Source organism: Stutzerimonas frequens, assembly GCF_024448335.1.
GTDB classification, from domain to species: domain Bacteria; phylum Pseudomonadota; class Gammaproteobacteria; order Pseudomonadales; family Pseudomonadaceae; genus Stutzerimonas; species Stutzerimonas frequens.
Map to the genome: position 1 here is coordinate 26,889 of NZ_JAMOHM010000001.1, position 14,670 is coordinate 41,558.

Below are 14,670 nucleotides of genomic sequence, written 5' to 3' on the forward strand. Positions count from 1 at the left end.
AGAGTCGCGTGTAGGGAACGCCCTACAGACGGGTCGGCGGGCGGGAGCTCAGACCAGCTTGTGTTCCATGGCATAGCGCACCAGGTCGGCCACGGAATGCGCGGCCAGCTTCTGCATCAGGCGGGCCTTGTGGGTGCTGATGGTCTTGCTGCTCAGGGCCAGCTTGCCGGCGATGTCGTTTACCGAATCGCCCTGCACCAGGCGTTCGAACACCGAGTACTCGCGCTCGGAAAGCAATGCATGGGGCGGCCGCGAATCGGTCAGACCGACCTCGAAGACCATGCGGTCAGCCAGTGCCGGATCGATGTAGCGCCCGCCACCGGCCACCTTGCGCAAGGCAGTCAGCAGCAGCGCCGGCTCGCTGTCCTTGGTCGCGTAGCCGGCGGCACCTATCTTCAGTGCCCGCGCCGCCATCTGCGCTTCGTCGTGCATCGACAGCACCAGCACCGCCGGCGGCTGGCTCAGCGCGCGAATCCGTGGGATCGCCTCGAGGCCGTTGACGCCGGGCATGGAAAGGTCCAGCAGCACCACATCGCAGCTGACCTGGCGCAGCTGGTCGAGCAACTGCTGGCCGTTGGCGGCCTCGCCGACCACCTGCATGTCGCGCGCCATACCGATCAACTGTTTGATGCCCTCACGGACGATGGTGTGATCCTCGGCGACCATGACCCTGATCATGACGGCAGTGCTCCCGTGCTTGCAGGTGAAGGAAGTGGCAGCGGGTCCAGCGGGACCCGTGCCGTGATGGTAGTGCCCTCGCCGGGCTGACTGTCGATGCAGAGCTGGCCGCCGAGCATCTGGATTCGCTCGCGCATGCCCACCAGGCCGAACGAGCTGCCCGCGCTACGCGCCGCGTCGGCGAAGCCACAGCCGTCATCGCTGACGCGCAGGCAGAGCATGTCGCCCTCGAGCTGCAGCTGCACGCTGACCGTTTGTGCGCGGGCATGGCGCATCACGTTGGTCAACGACTCCTGAAGGATGCGGAACAGGCCGATGGCCTTGGCATTGCCCAGCGCGGGCGGGCACTCGGGCACCTCGACCAGGCAGGCCACGCCGCTGCGTTCCTCGAAGCGCCGCGCCTGCCACTCCACCGCCGAAGCGATGCCGGCGTCGAGGATCGGCGGGCGTAGCGCCGTGGCCACGTCGCGCACCCGCTGGAACAGCTGGGCGATCAGCCGCTTCATGCTGTCCAGGCGCTGCGCCAGCGCCGGATCGAGCTCGGCGAAGCCCAGCTCGCACATCGAGGTCTCGAACTTCAGCACGGTCAGCACCTGGCCCAGCTCGTCGTGCACCTCGCGGGCGATATGCGCCTTCTCCTCCTCGCGCACCGTCTCCAGATGCGCGGCCAACTCGCGCAACTGCGCGCGCGACGCATCCAGCTCCAATTCGATGCGCTTGTTGTCGGTGATGTCCCAGACGATACCGTCCCACACTTGGCGACCATCCGGCTGGCCACGCACGGAGGCGCGGATATCGGCCCAGCGCACGTCGCCATCGCGATTGAGAATGCGCCCTTGCCAGCGCCAGTCCTGGCTTTTCTCAAGCGCCAGCTGCTGGCTGGCCCAGTAACCGGCCTCGTCATCGGCGTGCACCAGGCTGCGGATGCCCTGCCCCGGCTGCAACAGGCGCTCGGCGGAGTAGCCCACCAGGCGCTGGCTGGCTTCACTGATATAGGCGACCCGTACCGGCGCCTGCGGCCCGTCGCGCTCCAGGCGAAACACCAATCCCGGCACGTTACCGGCCATGGCCTTGAGCCGCGCTTCGCTCTCCTGCAGCTGGGCGCTGGCGCGGCGGCGCTCGGTGATGTCGGCGAGAAAGACCACCAGATACTCGCGGCTGCCGAAGCGCAGAAAGCTGTAAGTAACCGCCGCCGGAAAGCGCTGGCCGTCGGCGCGCTGCCACTCGCATTCATGCACCTGGCGGTCGTCTTCGCCGGTGCGTGCGGCGCGCCAGCGCGCCAGCCAGGCATCCATGCCCAGCGCCGGGTCGAAGGTTTCCAGCGGCAGGTCAAGCAATCCACCGGAGGCATGCCCGAGCAGCAGTTCGGCGGCCTGATTGGCGTAGCGCACGCGGCTGTCCCAGTTGAGCCAGAGGATGCCAACAGTGCTGTGATCGAGACAGAACTGCGTCAGCCGCTGCGCTTCCTCGGCCGCCTCGCGCAGCTCGATGTCACGGCGAGCGGTCTTCAATCGACTTTCCAGCAGGCCGTGCTGGCGGCGCTGCCAGGCCAGCATCAGCAGGCAGGCCAACAGCAGGACGCCGAGCAGCAGGCTGAGACTGCGCCAGTAGCTGACCTCGCGACCGAGGTCGATGCTGCGGGTCTTGAGCCACTGCTCCTGCAGCTGACTGAATTCTCGCGCGGGAAACTGCCGTATCGCCGCCTCAAGCACGGCAGCGAGTTCGGGGCTGTCACGCCGCGAGGCGATACGCAGCAGCTGCGGGTTGCCCAGATCACCAACCACCGCCAGCGAGTCGTACTCCACCTGCTGCGACAGGCGGCCGAACACCGGCTCGTCGATGACGGCATAACTGGCCTTGGCTTCCAGCACCTGACGCAGCGCATCGGCCTGGCTGGTCGCGGTCAGCACGGTAATATTGGGATAGTTGCTGGCGAGGAACTCGGTGATCGGGCCCGGCCCGACGGCGGCAACCAGTTCGCGAGGGTGCAGGTACTCCAGATCGATGGCACGCGGACCGCCACGGTCACCGACGAGCAAGCGCGGAATGCGCAGGAAGGGGTCGCTGTAACGCCATAGGCGCAGGCCAGCCGGCGTCTGGCGCAGGCCCGGAGCCACATCGATGAGGCCTTCGCGCGCGGCCTTTTCCAGCGCGTCTTCATCAGCGAAGCGGCGCCAGTGCAGGCGCACGCCGAGGTCGTCCGCCAGATGCTCCATCAGCTGCACATGAAAGCCTGACAGGCGCCGCTGGCGCTGGTCATACTCGGCGTAGGGCGCGCCCATCACTACCCCGACGCGCCACTCCGGATGCCGCTCCAGCCAGGCACGACTGTCGTCCTCAAGCGTCACGGCACCGGCGGTAAAAGACAGCACCAGTCCAATAAGAAGAAGGAAACGCAGGGTTAAGGCGAGCATATATTCACGCAATTGATGGGCGTGCCGACACGCTGTTGTAATGCATAACCCCTGCCGGCGCCAGCGTGGTGCCGACACCCATAGCGGAGACAAACCATGCGTCGCTTGCCTGCTCTAGTGCTTTTGTTCGGCGTCGCGCTTGGCGGCGGCGTGCCGTACATGGCCGCGGCGCAGGAACCAGAGACGCCGCAGGAAGCACCGGCGGACGAGCCAGCCGCAACGCCACGTCCATCACCACAAACACGCGGCGAGGCGCTGGCCGAAGGGCTGCAACGACAGCTCGAAGCCGCAGCCCAGCTGCAGCTGGGCGACGAGGACAAGTTCCTCGCGCTCTGGCAGCCGGCCAACACTCCAAAGGCCCGTGGCGTGCTCATCATCGTGCCAAGCGAAGGCGAAACCGCCGATTGGCCACGCGCAGTCGGACCGCTACGACGCGGCCTTCCCGAGCACGGCTGGCACACCCTGAGCCTGACGCCCACGGACTCGACGTTGAGCCCTGGCCCGCGCCCGCCAGTGACCGAAGCCCCGACTGCGGAAGAAAAGTCCGACACGGAGAAAGGCGCCGAGCCTGACGCCAGCGATGCCCAAGCCGCGGCACAAACGACTTCGGCAGGCTACTTGCCCGAGCAGACGGCAGCCACGGACAACGACGACTCGACGCCGCCACAAGCCGAGCAGGACACCCCGCCGCCAACGGATGCCGAGCGCATGCTGGCGCGCCTGCATGCTGCCATCGAGCATGCGCGCACACTGCAGGCGCCCATGATCGTTCTGCTCGGCCATGGCACCGGTGCCTACTGGGCGAGCCAGTACCTGGCGCAGCGTCAGCCAAAGGATGTCGGGCAAATCGTGGTGATCGATCCGCGCGCGCCGCTGCAGGCGGAACAGCCGCTGGAGAGCCTTGTCGCGGCGTTGCCAGTGGGCATCGGCGACTTCTATACCGGTACCCGTGCAGCGGCGAAACAGCAGGCGCTGCAACGACGTAATGCGGCGCGTCGTGCCGGGCATCCGGATTATCGACAGGTCGCCCTGCCGAACCTGGGTGGCGGTCGCGACGCCGATCAGGAGCAGCTGGTGCGCCGGGTGCGCGGCTGGCTCGAGCGCAAGCCGGTGCGCTGACCGGCTCAGCGAAAACCGCGGCGCTCGCGAATCAACGCATAGGCGCTGTGCAGCTCGCGGGTGCGCTCGGTCGCTTCGCGAACTTGCGCCGGGCTCGCTCCCGCGCCAGCCTGCTTGTCCGGGTGATGCTTGCTCAGCAGGCGGCGATAGGCCCGTTTGATCAGCTGCGGGTCGCTGTCTTGGCGCACACCCAGTAGCTGCAAGGCCTTCTCGTAGGCTCCGCCGCGCCCGGCCGGCGCCTCGTTGCGCCGCGCCGCGCCCTGATCGAGCGCCGCCACTTCGGCAGCATTCCAACCCAGCCACTTGCCCCAGAGCAGCACCAGTTCATGCTCACGTGCGCCCATGCTTCCCTGGGCTCGGGCCATGCGCCAACAGGCCTGAATCAGGCGCCGCCCCTCCTCACGCTGCCCACGTAGCCGCTGCAGGGTCACGCGCAACCCATCGCCGCTGGCCTTGCCGCGATTGAACGCGGCGATGGCCCGCTGCTGCCCCGACGCATCGAGGCCCTGGCGGCGCATCTCTTCGCGTGCCGCCTGGATATGCGCAGGACTGACGCGCCCACCGCTTTTGGCCAGGCGCCCGAGCAGAAAGAACAGCAGCTCATTGCCCTTCAGCGCCGATTTGCCAGCCAGGCGCTCACGCAAGCTGGCCCATGAATCTAGGCCCAGGCGACGATCGACTACCTGCCCCAGCAGACCACCGAGCAGCGCACCAGGGATGCTGGCGAGCAACCAGCCGATCAACAGCCCCAACAGGGTGATGGGCCAGAACATCTCAGCGCCGAGCCTCGAGTATCCGCTCGACATCCGCCAGCCGCTCGTGCGTACCCACGTCCACCCAGGATCCACCGAAACGCTCGCCGCTCACTCGCTCAGCAACCATGGCACGCCGCAGCAGGGGCGCGAGCTTGAACGCACCCGCCTGACAGCCCTCGAACAAGGCCGGATGCAGCACCGAGATGCCGCTGTAGGTCAGCGCCTCGCCCTCCCCTTCGGCTGTCGCGACACTCTCGGCGGCCAGGCGGAAATCGCCGCCGGGGTTGTGCGGCGGATTGTCGACCAGCACCAGGTGGGCCAGCCCATCGAGCGGTTTGCGAAGCCGGGCGAAATCGTAGTCGGTCCAGATATCGCCATTGACCACCAGGAATGGCTCATCGCCAAGCAGGCCCAGAGCCCGGTGGATTCCGCCACCGGTCTCCAGCGGCTCGCCTTCGGCCGAATAGCGGATCGCCACGCCGAAGCGGCTGCCATCGCCGAGATAGTCCTCGATCTGCTGGCCGAGCCAGGCATGGTTGACGACCAGCTCGGCGAAGCCGGCAGCCGCCAGCGCGCGAACGTGATACTCGATCAGCGGCACGCCGGCGGCGCGCACCAGCGGCTTGGGCGTGTGCAGGGTCAAGGGACGCAGGCGCTCGCCCTTGCCCGCGGCGAGGATCATGGCCTTCATGCCTGCGGCGCCTTTGGCAGCTCGGCGATCAGCTGCCGCAACTCGCCCAGCTCCGGCCGCCGCGCCAGCACGGCCTCGATATAAGCGAAGAAACGCGGCACGTCGGCGAGATAACGAGGCTTGCCGTCGCGATGGCAGATTCGCGCGAAGATGCCGATTACTTTGAGGTGACGTTGCACCCCCATCAGATCGCTGGCGCGCAGGAATTCCTCGAACGACTCGGGCAGCGCCACGCCCGCCGCACGGGCCCGGCCCCAATAGGCTTCCAGCCACGCCCGTACCTGCGGCTCGGGCCAGCTGAGGAAGGCGTCTTTGAACAGCGAGGTGATGTCGTAGCTGACCGGACCGAGCACCGCATCCTGAAAGTCCAGGACGCCAGGGTTGGGCTCGCTGATCATCAGGTTGCGCGGCATGTAGTCGCGATGCACCAGAACCCGTGGCTGCGCCAGGGCCGAGTCGATCAGCAGCCGGCAGATGCGCTCCCACGCGCCCTGTTGCGCTTCGCTGAGCGCATGGCCCAGGTGGCGCTGCACGTACCATTCGGGGAACAGCTGCAGCTCACGCCGCAACAAGGCCTCGTCGTAGGCCGGCATCGACTGCGCGACCGGCTGCAGCTGGAACTTGAGCAGCGCCTCGATGGCATCGTCGAACAGCTGATCGGCGTTACCCGCGTCGATCACGTCCAGATAGGTCTGGCGTCCGAGGTCGGTCAGCAGCAGAAAGCCGCGATCCAGATCGGCCGCCAGCACCTGCGGTACATGCACACCGGCTTCGTCCAGCATCTGCGCCACCTTGACGAAGGGACGGCAGTCTTCCTGGGGTGGCGGCGCGTCCATCACGATCAGGCTGCGCTCGCCGCCTTGCCATCGGAAGTAACGACGAAAACTGGCATCGCTGCTCGCCGCGGTGAGCTCCGCGGTCGGTACTTCGCCCCAGCCGCAACGGGCAAAGAGTTCCGGTAGTTGCTGGTCCAGCCAGGCGCTGAGGTCCAGCAGACGTTGATCTTGATGCGGCATCCAGGGGGTCTCCACGGCGCTAGCCGATAGGCGGGTCATGCTTTATTATCCTGCATCTTTCTCAGCCCATCGAGAGGCGTGCGGCCCAGCCGGCCGATGGCTCGCCGCAAGCACGGACCAAAAAACAAGATGGCAGTCAAATACCCCGCGTTTCGTAAAAAATTCCCTCTATTGGTTACTGGCGGTCTGCTCGCATTGCAACCGGTAGCTGTTCCTTTTGTCATCGCCGCCGAACAGTTCGCCTGCCAGCCGGACGCATCCGGTGGCTGGAACTGTGCCTCCAACGCAGCAAGCCCCGCACTGCCACCGCGCCCGAGCCATAGCGGCAGCGCCGTGAGCACGACGGGGACAGCCAAGTCAGCCACTGCCAAGACGCAAGAGCCGACCGCCACAACCAAGCTGGTCACCGAGAGCAAGGGCCGCGCGCTGGCCTCGCGCAGCGCAGACTATAGCCATCTGGACTGGGTGCCACGCGATCAGCTGACGCCTGCTCAGCTCGCCGAAACCGGTCCGTACTGCGCAGGCACCTATGTCGAGCCGGACCGCCCAGGCAAATTCGACACCACGCCGATGAGCGAAGCGCCCACCTACGTGTCGGCCAAGGCCACCCGCTACGAGCAGGAGCAGGAGATCGCCACCCTCGCTGGCGATGTGGTCCTGCGCCAGGGCAGCATTCAGGTCGAGGCGGACGAAGCCAGCCTGCACCAGTTGGAGAACCGCGGCGAGCTGACCGGCAACGTGCGCTTTCGCGACCGCGACGCACTGCTGGTCGGCGACCGCGCCGAGATCTTCCTCGACAGCGGCGAAGCCAAGGTGGAGAACGCTGAGTACGTCGTGCATTCCGGCAAGGTCCGCGGCAGCGCGCAGTACGCCAAGCGCGAGGAAACCGCAATCATCCGCCTGAAGGACGGCACCTACACCAGCTGCGAGCCGGGCGAGAACAGCTGGCACCTGAAGGGCAACAACGTCACCTTGAACCCGGCCACCGGCTTCGGTTCGGCGACCAACGTGACGCTGCGGGTCAAGGATATTCCGGTGTTCTACACCCCTTATATCCACTTCCCCATCGATGATCGTCGCCAGTCCGGCTTCCTCGCACCGAGCATCGGCTCGTCCAGCGACAACGGCTTCTCGCTGCAGACGCCCTATTACTTCAACCTGGCGCCGAATTTCGACGCCACGCTGTATCCGCACTTGATGACCGACCGCGGCCTGCTGATGGAAGGCGAGTTCCGCTACCTGACGCGCAGCAGCGAGGGACAGTTCGGCGCCGCCTACCTGGACGACAGCAACGACGATCGCAAGCTGCAGTCCGAGTACGAGGACCAGCGCTGGATGTACAGCTGGCAGAACCGTACTGGTCTGGATTCGCGCTGGCTCGCCGAGGTGGACTACACCGATATCAGCGATCCTTACTACTTCCAGGATCTGGATACCAACCTCAACATCGACCAACCTGATCATCTCGATCAGCGCGGCACACTCTCCTACCGCGGCGACACCTATACCGCGCGTTTGAACATGCACGCCTATGAGCGTGCCACGGTGGCCGACATCACGCCGTACGAGCGCCTGCCGCAGCTGACCCTGGACGGACGCCTGCCCTTCCAGCCGGGCGGCTTGAACTTCGCCTACAAGACCGAGTTCGTCAGCTTCCAACGCAGCCTGCGCAGCGGCAACTACATCAATGAGGATGGGGGCGAAGAAACTTGGTACGACGAGAACCTAAGAGGTCTCAACCGCGCGGAAGGCGAACGCCTTCACTTAGAGCCCGGAGTGAGCTTACCCCTGAACTGGTCGTGGGGCTTCATCAAGCCTTCGCTGAAATACGCATATACCAAGTACGACGTGACGCTCGACAACAAGGGTAAGTTTGGTGTTGGCGGCGTTGGAGCGAACTTTAACGACACACCCGACCGCAGCGTGCCGATCCTGAGTGTCGACAGCGGCCTGTACTTCGACCGCGACACCCAGTGGTTCGGCAAAGACTATCGCCAGACCCTCGAGCCGCGCCTGTTCTATCTTTACGTACCGGAGGAAGATCAGGACGATATCCCGATCTTCGATACCGGCGAGAGCAGCTTCAGTTACTCCTCTCTGTGGCGCGAGAATCGCTTCTCCGGCAAGGATCGCATCGGCGACGCCAATCAGGTTTCGCTCGGCGTCACCAGCCGCTGGGTAGAGCCCAATGGCTTCGAGCGCCAGCGCTTCAGCATTGGCCAGGCGTTCTACTTCGAAGACCGCAAGGTTCAACTGCGCGGCATCGATTACCGCACGCGCTCCAGTGCCACCTCCGACGTATCGCCGTACGCGCTGGAGTACATGTACCGCTACAACCGCGACTGGCGCTTCACCTCGACCTTCAACTGGGATCCGGACAGCCACAGCACCCGTTCCGGCAGTGCCATGTGGCATTACCAGCCGGCTGACAACCCTGGCAAGATCGTCAACCTAGGCTATCGCTATCGCAACGATGCAATGCGCTTTGATCAGGCCACCGGCCGCTGGACGTACAGCGGTGATTATGGGAATTGCGATACCAATCCGGACACCTGCATCAAGGACTACTACAAGATCAACCAGCACGACTTCTCGGTCATCTGGCCGGTGGTCCCGCAATGGAGCGTCATTGCCCGCTGGCAGCATGACTACAGCCGCAGCCGCACACTGGAAGCCTTCGGTGGCTTCGAGTACGACAGCTGCTGCTGGAAGCTGCGCCTGATCAATCGCTACTGGATCGACTACGACGAGACCAGCCTCAACCCCGAACGCAACGACGAGCCCGACCGCGGCATTTTCCTGCAGATCGTCCTCAAGGGACTCGGCGGCGTAGTCGGCAATGCGACCGAAACTTTCCTCGACGAAGGCATCCAAGGCTACCGTGAACGTGAAGACCAAGCTTTCTGAAGTACTGCGCCCGCTCGCGCTCGGCGCACTGCTGCTGAGCGGTGCGACCCTCGCGCCTGCGGCCCTCGCCCAGGTTCAACCACTGGATCGCGTGGTGGCGATCGTCGATAACGACGTCATCATGCAAAGCCAACTGGACCAGCGTATGCGCGAAGTCCAGCAGACCATCGAGAAGCGCGGCGCCGATGCGCCGCCGACCGACGTCCTGCAACAGCAGGTGCTTGAGCGCCTGATCACCGAGAACCTGCAGCTGCAGATCGGCGAGCGCTCCGGCATCCGCATCTCCGACGAAGAACTCAACCAGGCCATGGGCACCATCGCCCAGCGCAACAACATGTCACTGGAGCAGTTCCGCGAGGCCCTGACCCGTGATGGCCTGAGCCTGGAAACCGCCCGCGAGCAGATCCGCCGCGAGATGATCATCAGCCGCGTGCGCCAGCGCCGCGTCGCCGAACGCATCCAGGTGTCCAACCAGGAAGTGCAGAACTTCCTCGCCTCGGACCTCGGCAAGCTGCAGCTGTCCGAGGAATACCACCTCGCCAACATCTTGATTCCGGTTCCGGAATCTGCTGATGCTGCCACCATCCAGGCAGCCGAACGCACTGCAATGGATACCTATCAGCAGCTGCAGCAGGGCGCCGACTTCGCTCGCCTGGCCGTATCCCGCTCGGCCAGCGAGAACGCTCTCGAGGGCGGCGACATGGGCTGGCGCAAAGCGGCTCAGCTGCCACCGCCGTTCGATACTGCGGTTCAGGAGCTGGCGGTCGGCGAAGTGACCCAACCGGTGCGCACGCCGCCAGGCTTCATCATGGTCAAGCTGCTGGACAAGCGTGGTGGCGAAACCCAGGTACGCGACGAAGTGCATGTCCGCCACATCCTGATCAAGCCGAGCGCGATCCGTAGCGAAGAAGAAGCACGCCTGCTGGTACAGCGCCTGCGTGATCGCATCGAGGCTGGCGAGGATTTCGCCGAGCTGGCCAAGAGCTTCTCCGAAGACCCGGGCTCGGCGCTCAACGGCGGCGACCTGAACTGGATCGACCCGGCTTCTCTGGTGCCCGAGTTCCGTGAAGTCATGGCCAATACGGCGAGCGGCGAACTGTCCCCGGTGTTCAAGTCGCCCTATGGCTGGCACGTCTTGGAAGTGCTCGGCCGCCGCGCGACCGACACCAGCGAGCAGTTCCGCGAGCAACAGGCGCTGAGCTTGCTGCGCAACCGCAAGTACGATGAAGAGCTGCAGGCCTGGCTGCGCCAGATCCGCGACGAGGCCTACGTCGAGATCAAGCTCTAAGCTGCACGCTGCACCTAAGAGCAACAGGAAGGCGGGGTGATGACCGAAGGGTCGCCACCCCGTTTTCATTTCCGGCGGATCACCGTCAGATGCCTAGCGGAGAAATTCGATGTCCACGTCCCGCCCCTTCGTTCTGACGCCCGGCGAACCGGCCGGCATCGGCCCGGATCTGTGCCTGTTGCTGGCACGCCAGGCGCAACCGCAGCCACTGGCGGCCATCGCCAGCCGCGCGCTGCTGGCCGAGCGCGCTGTACAGCTGGGACTGCACATCGAACTGCGCGATGCCGGACCGCAGAACTGGCCCGGCGAGCCAGCGCCTGCCAACTGTCTGTACGTCTGGGACACACCGCTCGCCGCCACGGTGACGGCCGGCCAGCTCGACCCGCGCAATGCCCACTATGTGCTGGAGACGTTGACCCGCGCCGGACGCGGCTGCCTGGACGGCAGTTTCGCGGGCATGATTACCGCCCCGGTGCATAAGGGCGTGATCAACGAAGCCGGCATTCCCTTCTCGGGACACACCGAATTTCTCGCCGAGCTGACCCACACCGAACAGGTGGTGATGATGCTTGCCACGCGCGGCCTGCGTGTGGCGCTGGTAACCACCCACCTGCCGCTCAGGGATGTCGCCGATGCGATCACCGCCGAGCGTCTGCAGCGGGTCACGCGCATCCTGCACGCGGACCTGGTGAGCAAGTTCGGTATCGCCCGCCCACGCATTCTGGTCTGTGGCCTGAATCCCCATGCCGGGGAAGGCGGCCACCTGGGGCGCGAGGAAATCGAAGTCATCGAGCCGACGCTGGCGGGTCTGCGCGAGGAGGGCATCGAGCTGATCGGCCCACTGCCCGCCGACACGCTGTTCACCCCCAAGCACCTCGAACACTGCGATGCGGTGCTGGCGATGTATCACGATCAGGGCCTGCCGGTGCTCAAGTACAAGGGTTTCGGGGCAGCGGTCAACGTTACCCTCGGCCTGCCGATCGTACGCACTTCCGTGGACCACGGCACCGCGCTGGACCTGGCCGGAACCGGCCGTGTCGACATCGGCAGCCTGCAGGTCGCCCTGGAAACGGCCTATCAGATGTCAGGCACCGCTTAGGAAGCCGGTCCGCCCCGGCATCCGTTTCGCAATGGGTGCCGGCCCGGCGACTCAGCTGGTAAGCTTCGCACCTTTCATTTTTCGCTTTACGCTCTTGCTTGACGCTTGCGGCTTGAAGCCTGGAGCTGCCTTCATGTCCGATTACCAACACCGCGCGCGCAAACGCTTCGGCCAGAACTTCCTGCACGACGCGGGGGTGATCCACCGCATTCTGCGGGCGATCCACGCCAAGCCCGGTGAACGGTTGGTGGAGATCGGCCCCGGGCAGGGAGCGCTCACCGAAGGACTGCTCGACAGCGGTGCACATCTGGATGTAGTCGAGCTCGACCTCGACCTGATTCCCATCCTGCAAGCCAAGTTCGCCGGGCGCGAGAACTTCAACCTGAATCAGGGCGATGCCCTGAAGTTCGACTTCAGCCGTCTCAGCCAGGAGCCGGCGAGCCTGCGCATCGTCGGCAACCTGCCCTACAACATCTCGACCCCGCTGATCTTCCACCTGCTCGAGCACGCCCAGCTGATCCGTGACATGCATTTCATGCTGCAGAAGGAAGTGGTCGAGCGGCTGGCCGCGCAGCCCGGCGGCGGTGACTGGGGTCGGCTGTCAATCATGGTGCAATACCACTGCCGGGTGGAGCACCTGTTCAATGTCGGCCCGGGAGCTTTCAACCCGGCGCCGAAAGTCGACTCGGCGATCGTGCGCCTAGTACCACACGAAACCCTGCCGCATCCGGCGCGCGATCACCGCCAGCTGGAGCGCGTCGTGCGCGAGGCGTTCAATCAGCGACGCAAGACCCTGCGCAACACCTTGAAGGGCCTTCTGGATGCCGAGGCCATCGAGGCCGCGGGCGTGGACGGCAGTCTGCGACCCGAGCAACTGGACCTGGCGGCCTTTGTCCGCCTTTCCGATCAACTGACCGAGCGCAGCTAGGGGTCAGCCCCCTCTGCCGACCAGCGAGCCGTCCATGCCCGAAGAACAACGCTACCGCATCGACGTCAGCGTCACGCCCCGCTATCTGGCCGAGCAATCCGAGCCGGAACAAAACCGCTACGCCTTTGCCTACACCGTAACTATCGAGAATAAAGGCGAGGTGGCGGCGCAGCTGCTGTCGCGACACTGGATCATCACCGACGGCGACGGCCAGGTGCAGGAAGTGCGTGGCGCCGGCGTCGTCGGCGAGCAGCCACTGATTGCGCCTGGCGAGCACCACGTCTACACCAGTGGAACGCTGTTGCCGACCTGTGTCGGCAGCATGCAGGGCAGTTATCGGATGGTGGCCGAGGACGGGCACAGCTTCGATGCCGTCATTGCACCGTTCCGCCTGGCCGTACCCGGAGCATTGCATTGACGACCTATGCCGTTGGTGACCTGCAAGGTTGCCTGGAGCCCCTGAAGTGCCTGCTGGAGCGCGTCGACTTCAGCCCCTCGCGCGACTGCCTGTGGCTGGCCGGTGATCTGGTCAACCGCGGCCCGCAATCGCTGGAAGCACTGCGCTTCGTGCGCGATCTCGAGTCTTCGGCGATCACCGTGCTGGGCAACCACGACCTGCATCTGCTGGCGGTGGCGCATAACATCGAGCGCATGCGCAAGTCCGATACCTTGCAGGCGATCCTCGACGCACCGGATCGCGCAGACCTGATCGACTGGCTGCGCCAGCAGAAGCTCATTCATTATGATGCCGAGCGGCACACCGCCATGGTGCACGCCGGCATCCCGCCGCAATGGTCGCTGGAAAAGGCCCTGCGTCGCGCCGCCGAGGTTGAGCAGGCGCTGCAGGACGATGCCCTGCTGCTGCCCTTTCTCGATGGCATGTACGGTAACCAGCCGGCGAAGTGGAACAAGGAGCTGCACGGCGTCCCGCGCCTGCGCCTGATCACCAATTACTTCACCCGCATGCGCTTCTGCAAGGCGGACGGCACCCTTGAACTGGACGCCAAGGAAGGCGCCGACAGCGCACCCGCCGGCTACGCGCCCTGGTTCAGCCACAGCAACCGCAAGACCCGCAACGTCAAGCTGATCTTCGGCCACTGGGCGGCGCTGGAAGGCCAGTGCGACGAGCCGAACGTTTTCGCGCTGGATACTGGCTGCGTCTGGGGCAACGCCATGACGCTGATGAACCTCGACAGTGGCGAAATACATCGCTGCGAATGTGAACACGGTAAGCCCGCATGACAGACTTCAAACGCATCCCGCCGGAACAAGCCCAGACCATGCGCAGCAATGGCGCGGTGATCGTGGATATTCGCGACCCGCAGAGCTATGCCAATGGTCACATCAGTGGCTCACTGCATCTGGACAACCATTCGCTGCCGGACTTCATCGCCGCAGCCGATCTCGATCACCCGCTGATAGTCACCTGCTATCACGGCCATTCCAGCCAGAGCGCCGCGGCCTATCTGGTCAATCAGGGTTTTTCTGACGTCTACAGCCTCGACGGCGGTTTCGAACTCTGGCGGCATACCTACCCGGCCGATGTCGCGCGCGACGAACAAGCGTAAAAATTTATTTCCCTCCGATCGCCCGCCATCCGCGGGCTAGGCGCTATCAACAGCCGAACGGCAGCGCGGAAATCCCCTCTCCGCCCTTGATCTTGCCGAATCCGAACTATCCTTGAGTTCAGGCCATCCAAATAAACGAAGCCGGGAAACGGCTGACGGAATTCAGGGTTTCGACCATTAGGTGTTCGGGGGAACTCCACTGGCCGC

Annotated in this window: 13 protein-coding genes; 8 read left to right on the plus strand and 5 right to left on the minus strand. The window is 65.0% G+C overall.

Going from position 1 to position 14,670, the window contains the following annotated elements:
• Positions 1-48: 48 nt before the first annotated feature.
• Entirely contained in the window at positions 49-678 is a 630-nt protein-coding gene (locus NAO55_RS00130; protein WP_011911947.1) for a response regulator, read from the minus strand.
• Positions 675-3,092, minus strand: coding sequence for a PAS domain-containing sensor histidine kinase (locus tag NAO55_RS00135; protein WP_102839626.1), 2,418 nt, complete (start codon positions 3,090-3,092; stop codon positions 675-677). Before NAO55_RS00135 ends, NAO55_RS00130 begins: the two co-directional genes overlap by 4 nt.
• Positions 3,093-3,188: 96 nt before the next feature.
• Between NAO55_RS00135 and NAO55_RS00140 the strand changes: the two genes are divergently transcribed.
• Positions 3,189-4,211: an alpha/beta hydrolase family protein gene (locus tag NAO55_RS00140; RefSeq protein ID WP_102839625.1), complete on the plus strand. Its 1,023-nt coding sequence runs from the start codon at positions 3,189-3,191 to the stop codon at positions 4,209-4,211.
• Between the two features lie 5 nt (positions 4,212-4,216).
• Here NAO55_RS00140 and NAO55_RS00145 read toward each other — a convergent pair whose 3' ends face one another.
• From NAO55_RS00145 to NAO55_RS00155, 3 genes are read right to left on the minus strand one after another with little or no spacing between them, the layout of a single operon-like run.
• Positions 4,217-4,984, minus strand: coding sequence for a TerB family tellurite resistance protein (locus tag NAO55_RS00145; RefSeq protein ID WP_102839624.1), 768 nt, complete (start codon positions 4,982-4,984; stop codon positions 4,217-4,219).
• 1 nt (position 4,985) lies between these two features.
• Complete coding sequence (gene murU, locus NAO55_RS00150) at positions 4,986-5,657, minus strand: N-acetylmuramate alpha-1-phosphate uridylyltransferase MurU (protein ID WP_102839623.1); 672 nt, start codon at positions 5,655-5,657, stop codon at positions 4,986-4,988.
• On the minus strand, positions 5,654-6,673 hold the full coding sequence (locus NAO55_RS00155; RefSeq protein WP_102839622.1) for an aminoglycoside phosphotransferase family protein: 1,020 nt from the start codon (positions 6,671-6,673) through the stop codon (positions 5,654-5,656). The genes murU and NAO55_RS00155 overlap by 4 nt, the downstream gene beginning before the upstream one ends.
• A gap of 129 nt (positions 6,674-6,802) precedes the next feature.
• Here NAO55_RS00155 and NAO55_RS00160 point away from each other — a divergent pair, with 129 nt between their 5' ends.
• The 7 genes from NAO55_RS00160 (at position 6,803) to glpE (ending at position 14,463) form a co-directional block, all read left to right on the plus strand.
• Complete coding sequence (locus NAO55_RS00160) at positions 6,803-9,580, plus strand: LPS-assembly protein LptD (protein WP_102839690.1); 2,778 nt, start codon at positions 6,803-6,805, stop codon at positions 9,578-9,580.
• Positions 9,561-10,868, plus strand: a complete 1,308-nt coding sequence (locus tag NAO55_RS00165) for a peptidylprolyl isomerase (protein ID WP_102839689.1) — start codon at positions 9,561-9,563, stop codon at positions 10,866-10,868. The genes NAO55_RS00160 and NAO55_RS00165 overlap by 20 nt, the downstream gene beginning before the upstream one ends.
• Before the next feature lie 109 nt (positions 10,869-10,977).
• The gene (pdxA, locus tag NAO55_RS00170; RefSeq protein WP_102839621.1) at positions 10,978-11,967 is read left to right on the plus strand and encodes a 4-hydroxythreonine-4-phosphate dehydrogenase PdxA; all 990 of its coding nucleotides are present in this window, start codon (positions 10,978-10,980) and stop codon (positions 11,965-11,967) included.
• Positions 11,968-12,100: 133 nt separating this feature from the next.
• A complete protein-coding gene (rsmA, locus tag NAO55_RS00175) occupies positions 12,101-12,895 on the plus strand; it encodes a 16S rRNA (adenine(1518)-N(6)/adenine(1519)-N(6))-dimethyltransferase RsmA (protein ID WP_102839620.1) in 795 nt (264 codons plus the stop codon).
• A gap of 34 nt (positions 12,896-12,929) precedes the next feature.
• Entirely contained in the window at positions 12,930-13,313 is a 384-nt protein-coding gene (gene apaG, locus NAO55_RS00180; protein ID WP_102839619.1) for a Co2+/Mg2+ efflux facilitator ApaG/CorD, read from the plus strand.
• Positions 13,310-14,137, plus strand: a complete 828-nt coding sequence (locus tag NAO55_RS00185) for a symmetrical bis(5'-nucleosyl)-tetraphosphatase (RefSeq protein ID WP_063539656.1) — start codon at positions 13,310-13,312, stop codon at positions 14,135-14,137. Before apaG ends, NAO55_RS00185 begins: the two co-directional genes overlap by 4 nt.
• Complete coding sequence (gene glpE / locus NAO55_RS00190) at positions 14,134-14,463, plus strand: thiosulfate sulfurtransferase GlpE (protein WP_102839618.1); 330 nt, start codon at positions 14,134-14,136, stop codon at positions 14,461-14,463. The genes NAO55_RS00185 and glpE overlap by 4 nt, the downstream gene beginning before the upstream one ends.
• The last annotated feature ends 207 nt before the right edge of the window (positions 14,464-14,670 follow it).